At 60.4% G+C, this 14,625-nt stretch carries 14 protein-coding genes; 12 read left to right on the top strand and 2 right to left on the bottom strand.

Annotated elements, in window-relative coordinates; translation table 11 throughout:
• Positions 1-56: 56 nt before the first annotated feature.
• The 9 genes from PS14A_RS10150 to PS14A_RS10190 all read left to right on the top strand — a co-directional run bounded on the left by PS14A_RS10150 (position 57) and on the right by PS14A_RS10190 (position 8,452).
• The gene (locus PS14A_RS10150; RefSeq protein ID WP_212616064.1) at positions 57-809 is read left to right on the top strand and encodes a 3-oxoacyl-ACP reductase family protein; all 753 of its coding nucleotides are present in this window, start codon (positions 57-59) and stop codon (positions 807-809) included.
• A gap of 7 nt (positions 810-816) precedes the next feature.
• Positions 817-1,413, top strand: a complete 597-nt coding sequence (locus PS14A_RS10155; protein ID WP_212616076.1) for an NADPH-dependent F420 reductase — start codon at positions 817-819, stop codon at positions 1,411-1,413.
• Between the two features lie 82 nt (positions 1,414-1,495).
• The gene (locus PS14A_RS10160) at positions 1,496-1,855 is read left to right on the top strand and encodes a nuclear transport factor 2 family protein (protein ID WP_206662984.1); all 360 of its coding nucleotides are present in this window, start codon (positions 1,496-1,498) and stop codon (positions 1,853-1,855) included.
• Between the two features lie 123 nt (positions 1,856-1,978).
• On the top strand, positions 1,979-3,619 hold the full coding sequence (locus PS14A_RS10165; RefSeq protein ID WP_212616065.1) for a sensor domain-containing diguanylate cyclase: 1,641 nt from the start codon (positions 1,979-1,981) through the stop codon (positions 3,617-3,619).
• A 156-nt stretch (positions 3,620-3,775) separates the two neighbouring features.
• Positions 3,776-5,359 carry an EAL domain-containing protein gene (locus PS14A_RS10170; protein WP_212616066.1) on the top strand — a complete coding sequence of 528 codons (1,584 nt, stop codon included), beginning with the start codon at positions 3,776-3,778 and terminating at the stop codon, positions 5,357-5,359.
• Between the two features lie 57 nt (positions 5,360-5,416).
• Positions 5,417-5,719 carry a metalloregulator ArsR/SmtB family transcription factor gene (locus PS14A_RS10175; protein WP_024012559.1) on the top strand — a complete coding sequence of 101 codons (303 nt, stop codon included), beginning with the start codon at positions 5,417-5,419 and terminating at the stop codon, positions 5,717-5,719.
• A 63-nt stretch (positions 5,720-5,782) separates the two neighbouring features.
• Positions 5,783-6,757, top strand: coding sequence for a zinc-dependent alcohol dehydrogenase family protein (locus PS14A_RS10180; RefSeq protein WP_130910848.1), 975 nt, complete (start codon positions 5,783-5,785; stop codon positions 6,755-6,757).
• Positions 6,758-6,785: 28 nt separating this feature from the next.
• Positions 6,786-7,127 carry an antibiotic biosynthesis monooxygenase gene (locus PS14A_RS10185; protein ID WP_212616067.1) on the top strand — a complete coding sequence of 114 codons (342 nt, stop codon included), beginning with the start codon at positions 6,786-6,788 and terminating at the stop codon, positions 7,125-7,127.
• Between the two features lie 179 nt (positions 7,128-7,306).
• Positions 7,307-8,452 (top strand): sensor histidine kinase, encoded by a 1,146-nt coding sequence (locus tag PS14A_RS10190; protein ID WP_212616068.1) that lies wholly within the window; start codon positions 7,307-7,309, stop codon positions 8,450-8,452.
• 39 nt (positions 8,453-8,491) lie between these two features.
• Here PS14A_RS10190 and PS14A_RS10195 read toward each other — a convergent pair whose 3' ends face one another.
• Positions 8,492-10,348: an ABC transporter ATP-binding protein gene (locus PS14A_RS10195; protein ID WP_056784851.1), complete on the bottom strand. Its 1,857-nt coding sequence runs from the start codon at positions 10,346-10,348 to the stop codon at positions 8,492-8,494.
• A gap of 299 nt (positions 10,349-10,647) precedes the next feature.
• Between PS14A_RS10195 and PS14A_RS10200 the strand changes: the two genes are divergently transcribed.
• From PS14A_RS10200 to PS14A_RS10210, 3 genes are read left to right on the top strand one after another with little or no spacing between them, the layout of a single operon-like run.
• Positions 10,648-11,298 carry a hypothetical protein gene (locus PS14A_RS10200; protein ID WP_110645784.1) on the top strand — a complete coding sequence of 217 codons (651 nt, stop codon included), beginning with the start codon at positions 10,648-10,650 and terminating at the stop codon, positions 11,296-11,298.
• The gene (locus PS14A_RS10205; RefSeq protein ID WP_024012566.1) at positions 11,298-11,726 is read left to right on the top strand and encodes a phage holin family protein; all 429 of its coding nucleotides are present in this window, start codon (positions 11,298-11,300) and stop codon (positions 11,724-11,726) included. Before PS14A_RS10200 ends, PS14A_RS10205 begins: the two co-directional genes overlap by 1 nt.
• Entirely contained in the window at positions 11,723-12,535 is an 813-nt protein-coding gene (locus tag PS14A_RS10210) for a DUF3618 domain-containing protein (RefSeq protein ID WP_212616069.1), read from the top strand. Before PS14A_RS10205 ends, PS14A_RS10210 begins: the two co-directional genes overlap by 4 nt.
• Before the next feature lie 50 nt (positions 12,536-12,585).
• Here the strand turns inward: PS14A_RS10210 and PS14A_RS10215 are convergent, their stop codons facing one another.
• Entirely contained in the window at positions 12,586-13,692 is a 1,107-nt protein-coding gene (locus tag PS14A_RS10215) for a M20/M25/M40 family metallo-hydrolase (RefSeq protein ID WP_212616070.1), read from the bottom strand.
• Between the last annotated feature and the right edge of the window lie 933 nt (positions 13,693-14,625).

The following is a 14,625-nucleotide window of genomic DNA, read 5'->3' on the forward strand; positions in this document are numbered from 1 at the left end:
GAAGATCAAAAGGCGTCTCATAGCCTCATCAACTCCAACCACCCAGAGGCTTGACCATGAACACTTTCACGCTTCCACTGACCGGCAAAATCGCCATCGTTACCGGTGGCTCACGCAGCATCGGCGCAGCAATCGCCAAGCGGCTCGCGGCAGATGGCGCCAACGTCGCTATCACCTACAACGCATCGCCAGATCGCGCCGCAGCGGTCGTGCAGGAAATCGTCGCGGCGGGCGGCCAGGCTGTGGCGCTGGCGGCCGATGCGGGCAATCCCGAGGCTGTACGTGCAGCGATTGCCGAGGTTGCACAGCGTTTTGGCAAGATCGACATTCTGGTGAACAACGCTGGTATCAGCCTGCTCGGTGCCCCCGAGGACATCGCCTTTGAGGACTTTCAACGCATCCTTGCGGTGAACGTGACCGGCGTCTTCGTCGCCACTCAGCAAGCGCTCAAACACATGGGGCAGGGCGGTCGCATCATTCACATCGGCAGCTCGATGGTGCAATACGCTGCGTTCGCTACCGCCTCCGTCTACACCCTGAGCAAAGGTGCGCTGACCGGTTTCAGTCGTGGACTGGTGCGCGATCTTGGGCCGCGCGGCATCACTGTGAACACCGTCCATCCTGGCCCGACCGACAGCGACATGAACCCGGCCGACGGGCCCATTGCGGACTTCCTACGCCCGAACATCGCCATGGGGCGGTACGGCGAGGGCAAGGATGTTGCCAGCGCGGTGGCGTACCTGGCCAGTGCGGACGCCGGGTTTGTCACCGGCGCAGAATTAATCGTCGACGGCGGCTTCACAGCGTAAGGAGAGCATCATGACTATCAGCATCATTGGTACAGGCTCCATCGGCACCGCCATCGCTCGGTTGCTCGTCAACGCAGGCCTGCCGGTCAGTCTGGCCAACAGCCGTGGGCCGCAGAGCCTTGCCGGTTTGGTCGACGAATTGGGTCCACTCGCACAAGCGGTGACGGCTCAGCAAGCCAGCCAGGCGGACATCGTTTTTCTGGCGGTGAACTGGTCGAAGATCCCCGACGCGGTACGCGATCTCGGGCCTTGGGATGAGCGCATCGTGATCGATGCCAACAACCCGATCGAGGCACCACTGTTCAAGCCGTTCGATCTGGGCGGCCAGCCGTCTTCGCAAGTGGTGGCGCAGATGCTGCCCGGTGCGCACGTGGTCAAGGCCTTCAACCATTTGCTCGCGGCTCTGCTGAGCGATCCCTCCGCCGAGGGCGGCAAGCGTGTGCTGTTTTATTCCGGTGAAGATGCCCCGAGCAAAACCAAAGTTGCAGAGCTGATTGATCAATTGGGTTTTTACGGCATCGACCTGGGCGGTGTGCAGCAGGGAATGCTTGCGCAGTTCCCGGGCGGACCGCTGCCAGCCTTGAACCTGGTCAAACATGGTTGACCGCTGAGCCCGGGCAACCGGGCTTCACATACCAATCGAGGATTCAAAAATGTCTGGCTCAGATTCGCGAAATATCAATGAGGTGGAAAACTACGACGCCTTGCTGCGGGCCAACCTGCAGCGCGTGTTCAACGAGCGCGATGCACAAAAGCGCATTGCGGCGGTGCATGAGCTTTTTGCAGGCACACCGACGATGTACGAACCGACTGGCATCGTCACCGGGCGGGCGGCGATTTCAGAGGTGGCCGGTGCGTTGCTGGATCAGTTCGGGGCGGACTTCGCTTTTGTTCCCGAGGGGCCGGCGGTTGGGCATCATGGCTTGGGTTACCTGCGCTGGCATGCGGGCCCGAGCGCTGGGCCAACTGTTGTCAGCGGTGTCGACGTGGCGGAAATCAGCGAAGGGAAAATCGTGCGGTTGTGGGTGTTGCTGGACCCGGTTTGAAGTTCAAACGCAGCAGGCAGACGCTCTCCTATTGGAAGTCCCTCAGGCGTGTCACGCACAAGCGCATATACTCGCTGAGGCGCTTTCGCTGCGAACTCCCAAAGAGACCTGTCAGGGCAGACGATGATCGACAGAACGGACCCCCCAAATGAATCGGCCAGCGACGAGACGCTGGGTGCCACGCAGCCCGTAACTGCGCTGAATTTGCGTTGGCTGATTCTCTCCCTGGTACTGCTGTCTGTTCTGGCGACGTTGGGCAACAGCCTTGTCACGGCCTACCGCGTGCAGCGCGATGCCTTGGTTGATCATGCGCTGCAGTCGAACAGCGCCTATGCAGCTAAGGTCGCTTCGAGTCTCGCTGAATTCATTCATTCAGCACAGAACCATCTGCGGTACAGCGCCAGTGAACTGGGCAAGGCCTGGGGTGACCCCAGCGTCATGCGCGCCGAAGCGCTGCGCCTGCAAAAACAGGATGCCGATTTCAACTCGATTGCCATCATCGATAGCACTGCCAAGGTGCTGGAGGCGTACCCGGATACTCTGCAAATCAACGGTTCAACGCTGCGTTCGGATGCCATTCTCAAAGCCATCGAGGCGAAGCGGCCCTTCATCAGCTCCGCATATACATCCGCCGCCGGCAATCTCGTCGTATTTATCTCCGAACCCGTTTACGACTCTGCTGAGCGTTACGTGGGCATCATCGGCGGCTCGGTTTATCTGCGCGAAGACAACGCGCTGCACACCCTGATCAGCCGCCATTTTCACCACGAAGGCACCTTTGCCTTTGTAGCGGATCAGGATCGCCAACTGCTTTTTCACCCTGAGGCGGCGCGCATTGGCGACACCCTGGGCTGGAGCAAAACCGTCGATGCGGCGTTGCGTGGCGAGAGCGGCTCGATGAGCGTGCGTAATTACAAAGGCGTACCCATGCTCGCCGGGTACGCTCAGGTGCCGGGCGCTGGCTGGGCGGTGGTCGCGCAGCAGCCGCGCGAGGTCAGCCTGGCGCCGCTGAACACCTTGATGCGCGATGTGCTGCTGGGAATGCTGCCTGCCGCCCTGATCGGCTTCGTACTGATCTGGTTCGGCACCTTGCTGATCTGTCGACCGCTTAATCAGCTGTCGCGTATTGCCCGGCAGTTGTCAGCGCCCCAGGCCAGCGAGCAACTTCGCCACGTCAAGGCCTGGTATCACGAGGCGTTTTCCATTCGCCAGGCGATGCTTGCCGGCGTGCAGTTGTTGCAAGCGAAGCTGGGCCACCTTAACCAGCAGGTGCTGACCGACCCCATGACCGGACTGGCCAATCGCAGAGCCATGGATCAGGAGTTGCGCCGCCTTGAGCGCACCGGGCAGACATATTCGGTGTTATCGCTGGACATCGACCATTTCAAAAGGGTTAACGACACCTTCGGCCACGACAAGGGCGATCTGGCGATCAAACAGGTCGCGCATACGCTGCAATCCTATTCCCGCGTCGGCGACCTGGCGTGCCGAGCCGGGGGAGAGGAGTTCTTGTTGATTTTGCCGCAAACCGATGTCGAGTCAGCCAGTGCCATCGCTGAGCGGATACGTCAGGCCATTGCGACCAGTGATATTCCGACCGTGGGGCGCATTACCGCTTCGATCGGCGTGGCGACGTGTAAACACTTACCGACTACTGCAGAAATCGTCCTCAAGAAAGCCGATGAATGCCTCTACCGCGCCAAACAGGGTGGACGCAATCGAGTTGAATCGTACTTGTCGATGGCCTCAAGCGATTCCGAATGAGGCTACAAATTGATGCATGTCACGGGGCTTTCAACTAATCGGCAGAGTTATTGATTCTGGCTCGATTCCACGCTAAAAGCAGCGGTAGGTGCCGCGCAAACGGCGCGTCCAGCAGTCGCGAAGACGCGTCATGGACCAAATCATTCGGGCGGTGAAATGAAGCGTTCCAAGATCATGCGGCGAGGAATATTGCTGACGGCCCTTGCGGTGATCGTCCCGTTGGGCATGACCCTCGCGGCTGGCTGGATGCTGTCGATCTACGCGGCTCATGACCGCCTGCAAACGCTCGCTGCGATTGCCAACGATCGCGCCAGTCAGACATTTGCGCAGGCCTCCCAGGCACTGAAAAGCATTGCTGTCACTGACCTCGAACCCTGCTCGCCACAGGGCATCGAGCAGATGCGCATGATTGCCATCAATACGTTTTCGGTCGAGACGGTCGGCTACGAAGAAGATGTATTTGCCTGCACGTCATGGGGCGCCACGCCGCCGCGGTCGAAGCAATGGGCGGAGGATTTCGTCACCGACGACGGGGTGAAGGTGTCCATCGATGCGCAGGATGACAACGAGCTGATCAAACCGATGCTGGCGTTGCAGTTTGCTGCGTTCAACGTGCTGGTCGACCCGGAACAATTTCGCGAAGTCGTACTGGATGAAGGCGTGAGGCTGGCCGTCGGCACACGTCAGGGCCGCTTGCTCGGCCCGGCGGACCCGAACATGGCGAGTTTCCTAGCCTTGGTGCATGAGGGGCCTACGCATGGCCTCAAGGACGGCTTTCTCTACACACTGGTGGCCCAGGGCAACTTCACCGTAATTGCCGCAATCCCGCGACAGGAACTGCTGCGCAGCCTCGGGCAGCACGTGCTTTATCTGCTGCCGATCGGTCTTGTCATCAGCGTAGGCCTGGTCATTGCGAGCCTGCGCTGGTGGCGTCGCAAGCTGTCCCCGCTGGCGGCACTGGAGCGCGCGGTGCAGCGACAGGAGTTCGTGGTTCATTATCAGCCGATCATCGAAATTGAGACCCGGCGCTGCATCGGCGCCGAAGCCTTGATCCGCTGGCGCAAACCCAACGGCACGCTGGTCTACCCGGACGTGTTCATCCCGCTGGCCGAATCCAGTGGCTTGATCGAAGCGATCACTGACCAAGTGGTTCACCGCGTATTCGCAGACCTTGGCGCCATGCTCGCCAGTGATCGTTCACTGCACGTAGCGTTAAATCTGGCCGCAGCCGACGTCAGCTCCGGGCGACTGATCCCTGCTTTGTTGAATGAAAGCCGTCGCCTCGACGTGCAACCCGCGCAGATATGGCTTGAGGTGACAGAGCGAAGCCTCGTCGATCTAACGTCAGCGAAAGAAACGCTGGAGCGCGCGCGGAGCGCCGGGTTTGTTGTCGCGCTGGATGACTTCGGCACCGGCTATTCGAGTCTGCAATACCTGCAGCAATTACCGCTGGACGTGCTCAAGATCGACCGATCCTTCGTTGAGCAGATCAGCGAAGCAGAGGAGGAGACCTTACTGGTCACTCACGTCATTCAGATGGGCCACGCGCTACGGCTGACACTTGTTGCTGAGGGCGTCGAGACCCCGGCACAGCTAAACTTCCTGGGCGCCAACCAGGTGCGCTATGCACAGGGATGGCTGTTTGCGAAAGCCATGGAGTGCGCACAGTTCCAACAGCTCTATCTGGACGGTCGGCCTTGCATCGACGCGCGCATTCTTCAGGACCCGATTGTTTCCTGAAAGAAACGAGTCAAAAAACCACATTGACATATCGAAAAATCTCGATATCCTCGGCGCATGGAACTGATCGAAATCTTTAAAGCCCTCTCGAACCCGACGCGCCTCAAGATCCTTGAAGGCCTGAAGGATCCCGTCAAGAACTTCCCCCCGCAGGATGAGGGTGACGTTCTCGTCGAGGGTGTCTGCGTCAGCAGCATCCAGGAAGGTATCGGCTTGTCGCAGTCGACGGTGTCGAGTTACCTGGCCACGTTGCAGCGGGTGGGGCTGGTGGAAGTGCGACGCATCGGTCAATGGACCTACTACAAACGCAATGAGGCTGCTATCAGCGCGCTTGCAGAGATCATAGGGAAAGAGCTGTAAATTTTTTTACTCTAGGATATCGAGAATTCTCGATATCCCTCTTTATCGATACGAGGTTTTGCCATGAAAGCGATGATTTTGAAATCCTTCGGCGGTCCTGATTCGTTCGAACTCAGCGACGTTCCAAAACCGGTTCCGCAAGCGGGCCAAGTGCTGGTCCGAGTGCACGCTACTTCCATCAATCCGCTGGATTATCAGGTTCGGCGCGGTGACTATCCCGATCTTGTGCCGCTGCCAGCCATTACCGGTCACGACGTGTCGGGCGTGGTTGAAGCCGTCGGGCCGGGCGTGAGCGCTTTCGCACCGGGCGACGAAGTCTGGTACACCCCGCAGATATTCGACGGGCAGGGCAGTTATGCCGAGTACCACGTCGCAGCCGAAAGCATCATCGCCAGAAAGCCTGGCTCGCTGAGCCACCTTGAGGCGGCCAGTCTGAGTCTGGTCGGCGGTACGGTTTGGGAAGCGCTGACCGTGCGCGCCGTGCTCCGCGTTGGCGAAAGCATTCTGATCCACGGCGGCGCCGGCGGGGTCGGCCATGTGGCGATTCAGGTGGCCAAAGCCATGGGCGCCAGAGTGTTCACCACCGTGCGCGAGGCCAACGCCGATTTCGTCCGCAGCCTGGGTGCCGACGTGGTGATCGATTACACCCAAGAGGATTACGTCGAAGCGATCATGCGCGAAACCGCCGGGCATGGCGTTGATGTGGTGTTCGACACCATCGGCGGCGATACCCTGTCTCGCAGTGCCGACGCGCTCGCCCAGCTTGGCCGCGTCGTCTCGATCGTCGATATCGCGCAGCCACAAAACCTCGTCCAGGCCTGGGGCAAGAACGCCAGCTACCACTTCGTCTTCACCCGGCAGAATCGCGGCAAGCTCGATGAATTGAGCGCGTTGGTCGAGCGCGGCCAGTTGCGGCCCCATGTTGGCGCGGTCTATTCCCTTGCCGACATCCCGCTCGCCCATGCCCGACTGGAGAGCGCCAACAACGGTCTGCTGGGAAAAATCGCCATCGCCGTCGAGCCTTCACTCATCGTCTGAATCCGCTCACTGATTCTGGAGAAACATCATGGTTTACGAGATCGCTGTGCTGCCCGTTCACCCGCAACAGACTGAAGCCTTTCGACGGGCATTTGCCGAAGTCGAACCGTTGCTCACCCGCGCCAAGGGATATGGCGGCCACTTGCTGGCGCAAGGTATTGAAACCCCCGAGCAATTCAATTTGATCGTGCGCTGGCAATCGCTTGAAGATCACTCGCCGGGGTTTGAAGAGAGTGACGACCATCAGCGCTTCATGCTGGGGCTGGAGGATTATTTTTCCGCAGAGCCGAGCGTGTATCACATTGAGGGTGGTGCTTTTCCGGGTGGCGACTTGAGCGTTGCGGGCAGCAGCTCAAGCACAGGGAGCTGAGTGTACTGATGGCTTTCGTCACAAGCGGCTGCTGCCGATTTTCCTCCCGCGTTGAACCACTGCAATGATGGTAGGCTGCACGAGGTCAGCCGTACCTTCTGTACTCCTGAATTGCCCTTTCCGAAATCTGCGCCGGCTCAGATGCTGGCGTTGATGGATTTCCCCTGCGGACTACAGCCATGCGCCTGCCAGATTTCATTCTCGAAAACCTAGAGCCGATCCTGCAGGCCTGGGAAGATTTCGCCCGCACCATCGAGACGCCGGGGGTGGAGCTGGATAACGTCGCGCTGCGCGATCACGCCGAGCAGATGTTGCGCGCCATCGTCATCGATCTGCGGACCAAGCAGACCATGAGCGAACAAATCGCCAAAGCCCAGGGCCAAGCGCCGCGCGACGATGAAGAAACAGCTGCGGAAACCCACGCGGTGACGCGGCTGATGGCCGGTTTTACCATCGATCAGATGGTGTCGGAATACCGCGCGCTGCGCACCAGTGTGCTGAGCCAGTGGCTGCGTCAGGTCAAGGATGGCAAATCAGTGAATGTCGACGACATGACACGCTTTCACGAAGCCATCGATCAGGCGCTGGCCGAGTCGATTGCCAGCTACTCGCGCGCCGTCGAGGCGTCGCGCAATGTGTTTCTGGGGATTCTCGGCCATGACTTGCGCACGCCGCTGGGGGCGATTCTGCTCGGTGCGGATATGTTGCGTCGTACCGAAGCCACTGACCCGCGCACCAGCAAAGTGGCCAGGCAGATCTACGCCAGCGTGCAGCGCGCCAGCCAGATCGTGGGCGACCTGTTGGATCTGACGCGCTGCCAGATGGGGCCGGGGATTCCGGTGAAAAAATCCCTGATCGATCTCAGCCCTGTGTGCGAGCGGGTGATCGAGGAAATCCGCGCCTTTCATCCGCAGGCCAACGTGCGGTTCGATGCGAAGGAGGCGGTGATGGGAGCGTTCGATGGCGCCAGGATGGAACAGGTCTTTTCCAACATCATCAGCAATGCGGTGACCCATGGCGACAATCAGTTTCCGGTTACGGTTGAACTGGAAGCTCGGGCGGATTGCGCGCTGTTCATGGTGCACAACGGCGGCGAGCCGATTCCGGAAGACGTGTTGCCGTTCATCTTCAATCCGATGGGGCGGTTCTCGCAGCGCTCCGTGGTTGATCACGGGCCTGTCGCTGGGCTGGGGCTGGGCCTGTTTATCGCCTCGGAAATCGTCGCCTCGCATGCAGGCTCGATTGAGGTCAGCTCTGACCGGGACGGTGGAACGGTGTTCCGCGTAAAGCTTCCGATTGATGCCGAAAGCCCCGTCACCATCTAGGCCAATCGATGGAGGGCCGGCCCCGGCCCTCCAGCCTGATCACTCCTCCATCACCTCAACCAAACCCCGATCCTCACCCAGGAACCCGCCGCTCTGGTGCTGCCACAGACGCGCATAGGTGCCGTTCTTCTCCAGCAGTTGCGCGTGGGTGCCTTGTTCGATGATGCGGCCTTCGTCCATGACGATCAGCCGGTCCATTGCCGCAATGGTCGACAAGCGGTGGGCGATGGCGATCACGGTTTTGCCCTGCATCATTTCATCGAGGCTTTCCTGGATCGCGACTTCGACTTCCGAGTCCAGTGCGCTGGTGGCTTCGTCGAGCAGCAGGATCGGTGCGTTTTTCAGCATCACTCGGGCGATGGCGATGCGTTGGCGCTGGCCGCCGGAGAGCTTGATGCCGCGTTCGCCGACCAGCGTGTCGTAACCGCTGTGGCCCTGCTTGTCGCTCAACTGGCTGATGAAACCATCGGCCTGAGCGTTCACCGCCGCGCGATGGATGTCTTCGTCGGTGGCGTCCGGGCGACCGTAGGCGATGTTGTCGCGGATCGAGCGGTGCAGCAGCGAGGTGTCCTGGGTGACCATGCCGATCACGCTGCGCAGGCTGTCCTGGGTCACCTCGGCGATGTTCTGCCCATCGATGCGGATCTCGCCGCGATCAACGTCATAGAAGCGCAGCAGCAGGTTGATCAGCGTCGACTTGCCTGCACCGGAGCGGCCGACCAGACCGATTTTTTCGCCGGGGCGAATGTGCAGGGTCAAGCCGTCGAGCACCTGGCGTTCGCCGTTGTAGTTGAAGCTGACATTGTCGAAAACCACTTCGCCGCCGGCCGGCTCCAGCACTTTGGCATCCGGTGCGTCCTGGACTTTCGGACCGCTGGTCAGGGTGGCCATGCCGTCCTGGACGGTGCCGATGTTTTCGAACAGCGAAGTCATCTGCCACATGATCCAGTGCGACATGCCATTGATGCGCAACGCCATGGCGGTGATCGCCGCAACAGCGCCGGTGCCGACTTCACCCTGATGCCAAAGCCACAACGCATAACCGCCGGCACCGAGAATCAACGCCACCACCAGCGCCTGATTGACGATTTCGAACTGGCTGACCAGACGCATCTGGCGGAATCCGGTGAGCTTGAAATCTTCCATCGCCGCACGGGCAAAGTGCGCTTCACGCTTGGAGTGCGAAAACAGTTTGACCGTGGTGATGTTGGTGTAGGCATCGGCAATCCGCCCGGTCATCGACGAGCGTGCATCGGCCTGTTCCTGGCCGACCTTGCCCAGACGCGGGACGAAATACACCATCGCCAGCCCGAACAAAACGATCCAGGCAAGGAACGGCAGCATCAGTTTCAGCGCAAAGCCACCGGCCAGCGCGATGATCGCGATGAAGTACACGCCGATGCCGGGGAGAATTTCGATCAAGGTGAACAGCACCTCGCGCACCGACAACGCAGTCTGCATGACCTTGGTCGTCACCCGGCCGGAGAACTCGTCGGAAAAGAACGACAGACTTTGCCGCAGCATCAACCGGTGAAAGTCCCAGCGCAGGCGCAGCGGCAGATTGATCGCGAGGATCTGGTGCTGGACCATCGTGCGCAGCGCTACCAGACCAATGCTGACTACCAGCACGATGCCGATGCCCCACAACACGCGGCTTTCCTCATCACCGGCAGCGCCGCCGGATTGCCAGGTCGAGAGCAGATCCACCACTTGCCCAAGGAAAGAAAACAGCCACGCCTCGTAGATTGATACGCTGGCGCTGAGCAGGGCGAAGGCCAGGATGTAGCCGCGCGCGCCCCGGGTGCACGCCCACAAGAAGCGCATCAGGCCGACTGGCGGTGGCGGCGCCTCATCGGGCGGGAAGGGGTCGAGCCTTTCTTCAAACAGGCGAAGCATTGCGGTCTCCGAAGTGATCAGGGTGTGGGGATTCTGCCATCTATCGGCGTTGTTGCGGGTTTCAGCGTCGTGTTGCAGATAAATGCTTGTGCCTTGTCTTGACCGCAGCCAGGCGCAGAAGCTCAACGCAATCGTGCCAAGCGCAACCTTTCGTCGCTGATCCAGACCTGATGTCGCACGCTCATCAACCTCTTTGAACTCTCGCGCAAGCTGCTCCGTCATCTTCTATGTGGGGGCTCGAGGCAATGTTGCCGTGTAGTCCCGTTTTTCCGTTTTCAAGTCAGAACGCGAGGGGCCACATGAATACTCAAGACAGCAGGGCAGGCTTTGAATCAGGTGATCCGAACAGCAAGCCTGGACAGGGTTTTGAACATTTGAAGGACGACGTCAATGAAGCACTCGGCGGTGCGCGGCAACAGGCCGACGCACAATTCGGACAGTACCGCGACACCGCGGCGGAACAGATAGAAGCACTGGCCCAAGGCGCAAAGAGCTTCGTCTCGGAGTTGCAGGACAAGGACACGCTGGGCATGTCCGACTACCTGACGGACATGGCGGATTCCATGACCGGGCTGGCGGGCAACCTGCGCGGCAAGAGTGCCGAGCAGTTGCTGCACGATGCGGCGGATCTGGCGCGCAGCAATCCGGGCCTGTTCATCGCCGGCAGCATTGCCATCGGTTTCGGACTGTCGCGGTTTCTCAAAGCCGGCACGGCCGCAGCAGCGACGGTCAGCGCCGAACATGATCCGGCGGCGGGCACGACATCGACGCCACCGCCAGCCGATTACGGTGCGCAGCGACCCTATGAATCGTCAGTGCCGTCATCGGCCCACGCCAATCCGGGGCTGGCCACCGGCATCACCCCGACCTCGCCCAGTGACAGCGATCACCCCTCTGATTTTGCCGCGGCTTCCGTACCGCACGCACCCGACGCCAAAGGAGAACTGTGATGAACAGAGATGAATCTGATCTGAGCGGGGCAAGGCCCCTCGGCCAAACGGATGACGCTTCGGTGGTCGGCCTGTTGCGACAACTGTCCCGAGAGGTGCCAGCGTTGTTCACCAAGGAACTGGCATTGGCAAAAGCCGAACTGCAGAACAGCCTCAGCACGCTGAAGGCGGGCATCGGTGCGGTTGCCGGTGGTGCGATCGTGTTTCTCGCCGGCTTCATCATTCTGCTGATGTCAGCGGTGTACGGCCTGAGCATGTTCATGGCGCCGTGGCTGGCTGCGCTGATAGTTGGCGTGGTGGTGATGATCATTGGCTTCGCCATGCTGCAATCCGGGAAGAAACAATTCGAGCCATCTCACTTCAAACCTGATCGCACTCTCGACGCCTTGAACAAGGATCAGGAAGCGCTGCGGAGGAAAGTCTCATGAAAAGCGAACTGGATATCGAAGCGGAAAAAAGCCCGGAGCAGATCGAGCGCGAAATCGATGCGCAACGTGCGAGCATCGGCAACATCGTCGATCAATTGGAAAGCAAGTTCACTCCCGGGCAGATGATCGATCAGGCTTGGGGAATGATGCAGAGCAACGGCTCGACGTTCTTCACCAATCTCGGCACCAGCGTGCGCAATAACCCGGTGCCAGCGGTGCTGACTTCGGTGGGCCTGCTCTGGTTGATGATGAGCCAGAATCGCCCGCCCGTGCCGCAACCGACCTATCGCAGCGGGCCGGATCAAGACAAGGCCGGCGAGTGGGCCGATGGTTTGGCCGACGGCATCGACAGCGCCCGCGCGCATTTGCACTCGACCACTGACTCGCTGAAGGACGGCTACCAGTCGCTGAAAGGCAAGGCCAGCCACCTCGGGGAAAACGTCGGTGCGGCGAAGGAAAATCTGACCCATGCGATGCATGACGCCAGTGATCGACTGTCGCGTAATTCGCAAGTGCTTGGCCAGCAGTTCAGTCACATGCTCAAGGAGCAACCGCTGATGGTCGCTGCCGCCGGGGTTGCGCTCGGTGCATTGCTCGGCGCGGCGTTGCCGACTACTTCCACTGAACAGCGCTACATGGGCCGTACCAGCGCGGGCATGGTCGACAAGGCCAAGCAGAAAGCTCAGGAAGGGTATGAAGCAGTGCGTGACACGGTGACTCGGACCACTGAACAGACCGAGGTTGAAACCAAGCCTGATCCGGCGCGGCCGTCGTCTTCGGATTTGTCACAGGGGTTGGGTACGTCCTGACGCTGAGAATTAGGGAGGCCTGTAATGGGCCTCCCTTTTTTGTGCTCGGGTCAAGTGGATACCTCGTTCTGCAGGCCTTGCAGATATTCCACCAACGTCTGCGCGCACGCTTCAATCGCGCCATCCACGACCAGTTCGAACCCGTGGGTATTCTCGGTCGGGATTGCGATGCATCCGGCCTGGGCGCTGATGCCTGAGCTCATCACCGCGCTGGCGTCAGAAGCGAAATCCACCAGCAGGGCGAACTGTGGTTCGAAGCCGCAACGCTTGGCGGCGTCGGCCAGAGCCATGACCACCCCGCGCGAGTAATAGCCTTTCTGGTCGCCGGTATCGATGATCGGGTCGACGCTCAATCGCGTTGCGTACTCGCTCATCACCGGGCCTACTTCCACCGCGATTGTGGTGTCGCCGGGCAGGTGCGCAGCGGCGTACATTGCGCCGGCGTTGCTTTCTTCCTCGAGGGTGGTGAAGACAAAGTAGGTGTCGTGCGCCAATTCGGTCGGGCTACGCTTGAGTTGCTCGGCGGCCTGGAGCATGGCGACGACGGGCGCGCGGTCATCGAGAAAATGCGCAGCGGTGGCGTCACCCACCCGGAACGGCGTGCGCCAGTGCTGGCTGAGCACGACGCGGGTGCCGGGACGCACGCCCATGTCTTGCAAGGTTTGCGGGTCGTGGCGGGTGATGATGTGCACGTCTTTCCACTCCACCGCGCCGCTAATCACATCCTGGCCCTGCGGCGAGCCTGTGGTGGCGTGCATCGAGCCGAATGAGAGCACGCCGGGCAGGGTTTGCGCGTCGCCGAGAATATCCACCGGACACACACCGAAATTCACCGGGTTCGCACCGCCGAGGGCAACCACCCGCAACGTACCGTCCGGCTCGACGCGTTTGACCAGCATGGCGATCTCATCCATGTGGCCCATGATGCGCACAGCGTGCTCGCCGTCCGGATCGGGTTCGCGGCCCTTGAGCAGGCCGATGACATTGCCGGCCCGATCGGTCCAGACCTCGTCGCAATGGCGCCGCAGTTCTTCCAGGCAGATCGCCCGGACCTCATCTTCCTGACCGCCGGGCCCGCGCGCCATGAGCAAACGGCTCAATAGTGTTTGGGTGGATTGCTGCGAGTTGTGCGGCGAAGGCGTTTGGTTATCCGACATGCGTACTGACCCTCCTTGCATCGGCGGACGTGTATCGACCGCTCAGAATTTAGGGGGCAGATTGGCGGGAAAATTCAGATTGCGTGGTGCCAGGCTATTCGCGATGCCGCTGGACCTGTGGGAGCGAGCTTGCTCGCGAAAGCGGTGTGTCATTCAACGTGGATGTATCTGACTTGGCCTCTTCGCGAGCAGGCTCGCTCCCACAGGGATTTTGAGTGCGCTGAAGATTGTGGCCTTGCCCCGGACCATTGTGGGAGCGAGCTTGCTCGCGATAGCGCTGGGTCAGATGATGATGTTGAATGTGCCGACGCCTTCGCGGGCAAGCCCGCTCCCACAGGGATTTGGGTTGGGCTGAAGATTGTGGTCTTGCCCCGGATCACTGTGGGAGCGAGCTTGCTCGCGATAGCGCTGGGTCAGGCAATGATGATGTTGAATGTGCCGACGCCTTCGCGGGCAAGCCCGCTCCCACAGGGATTTGGGGGGCGACAAAGATCGTGGATCTGCCCCGGATCACTGTGGGAGTGAGCCTGCTCGCGATAGCGCTGGGTCAGGCAATGAAGATGTTGAATGTGCCGGCGCCTTCGCGGGCAAGCCCGCTCCCACAGGGATTTGGGTTGCGCTGAAGATTGTGGCCTTGCACCGGACCATTGTGGGAGTGAGCTTGCTCGCGATAGCGCTGGGTCAGGCAATGATGATGTTGAATTTGCCGACGCCTTCGCGGGCAAGCCCGCTCCCACAGGGATTTGGGTTGCGCTGAAGATTGTGGCCTTGCCCCGGACCATTGTGGGAGCGAGCCTGCTCGCGATAGCGCTGGGTCAGGCGATGATGATGTTGAATGTGCCGACGCCTTCGCGGGCAAGCCCGCTCCCACAGGGATTTGGGTTGCGCTGAAGATTGTGGCCTTGCCCCGGACCATTGTGGGAGCGAGCCTGC

The sequence above is a fragment of the Pseudomonas sp. 14A genome, from assembly GCF_018132745.1.
Taxonomy (GTDB): domain Bacteria; phylum Pseudomonadota; class Gammaproteobacteria; order Pseudomonadales; family Pseudomonadaceae; genus Aquipseudomonas; species Aquipseudomonas mercuritolerans.

Coding starts and splice junctions, on each gene's coding strand:
- PS14A_RS10150 (WP_212616064.1), top strand. CDS start 57: ATGAACACTTTCACGCTTCCACTGACCGGCAAAATCGCCATCGTTACC.
- PS14A_RS10165 (WP_212616065.1), top strand. CDS start 1,979: ATGATCGACAGAACGGACCCCCCAAATGAATCGGCCAGCGACGAGACG.
- PS14A_RS10170 (WP_212616066.1), top strand. CDS start 3,776: ATGAAGCGTTCCAAGATCATGCGGCGAGGAATATTGCTGACGGCCCTT.
- PS14A_RS10175 (WP_024012559.1), top strand. CDS start 5,417: ATGGAACTGATCGAAATCTTTAAAGCCCTCTCGAACCCGACGCGCCTC.
- PS14A_RS10180 (WP_130910848.1), top strand. CDS start 5,783: ATGAAAGCGATGATTTTGAAATCCTTCGGCGGTCCTGATTCGTTCGAA.
- PS14A_RS10185 (WP_212616067.1), top strand. CDS start 6,786: ATGGTTTACGAGATCGCTGTGCTGCCCGTTCACCCGCAACAGACTGAA.
- PS14A_RS10190 (WP_212616068.1), top strand. CDS start 7,307: ATGCGCCTGCCAGATTTCATTCTCGAAAACCTAGAGCCGATCCTGCAG.
- PS14A_RS10195 (WP_056784851.1), bottom strand. CDS start 10,348: ATGCTTCGCCTGTTTGAAGAAAGGCTCGACCCCTTCCCGCCCGATGAG.
- PS14A_RS10200 (WP_110645784.1), top strand. CDS start 10,648: ATGAATACTCAAGACAGCAGGGCAGGCTTTGAATCAGGTGATCCGAAC.
- PS14A_RS10205 (WP_024012566.1), top strand. CDS start 11,298: ATGAACAGAGATGAATCTGATCTGAGCGGGGCAAGGCCCCTCGGCCAA.
- PS14A_RS10210 (WP_212616069.1), top strand. CDS start 11,723: ATGAAAAGCGAACTGGATATCGAAGCGGAAAAAAGCCCGGAGCAGATC.
- PS14A_RS10215 (WP_212616070.1), bottom strand. CDS start 13,692: ATGTCGGATAACCAAACGCCTTCGCCGCACAACTCGCAGCAATCCACC.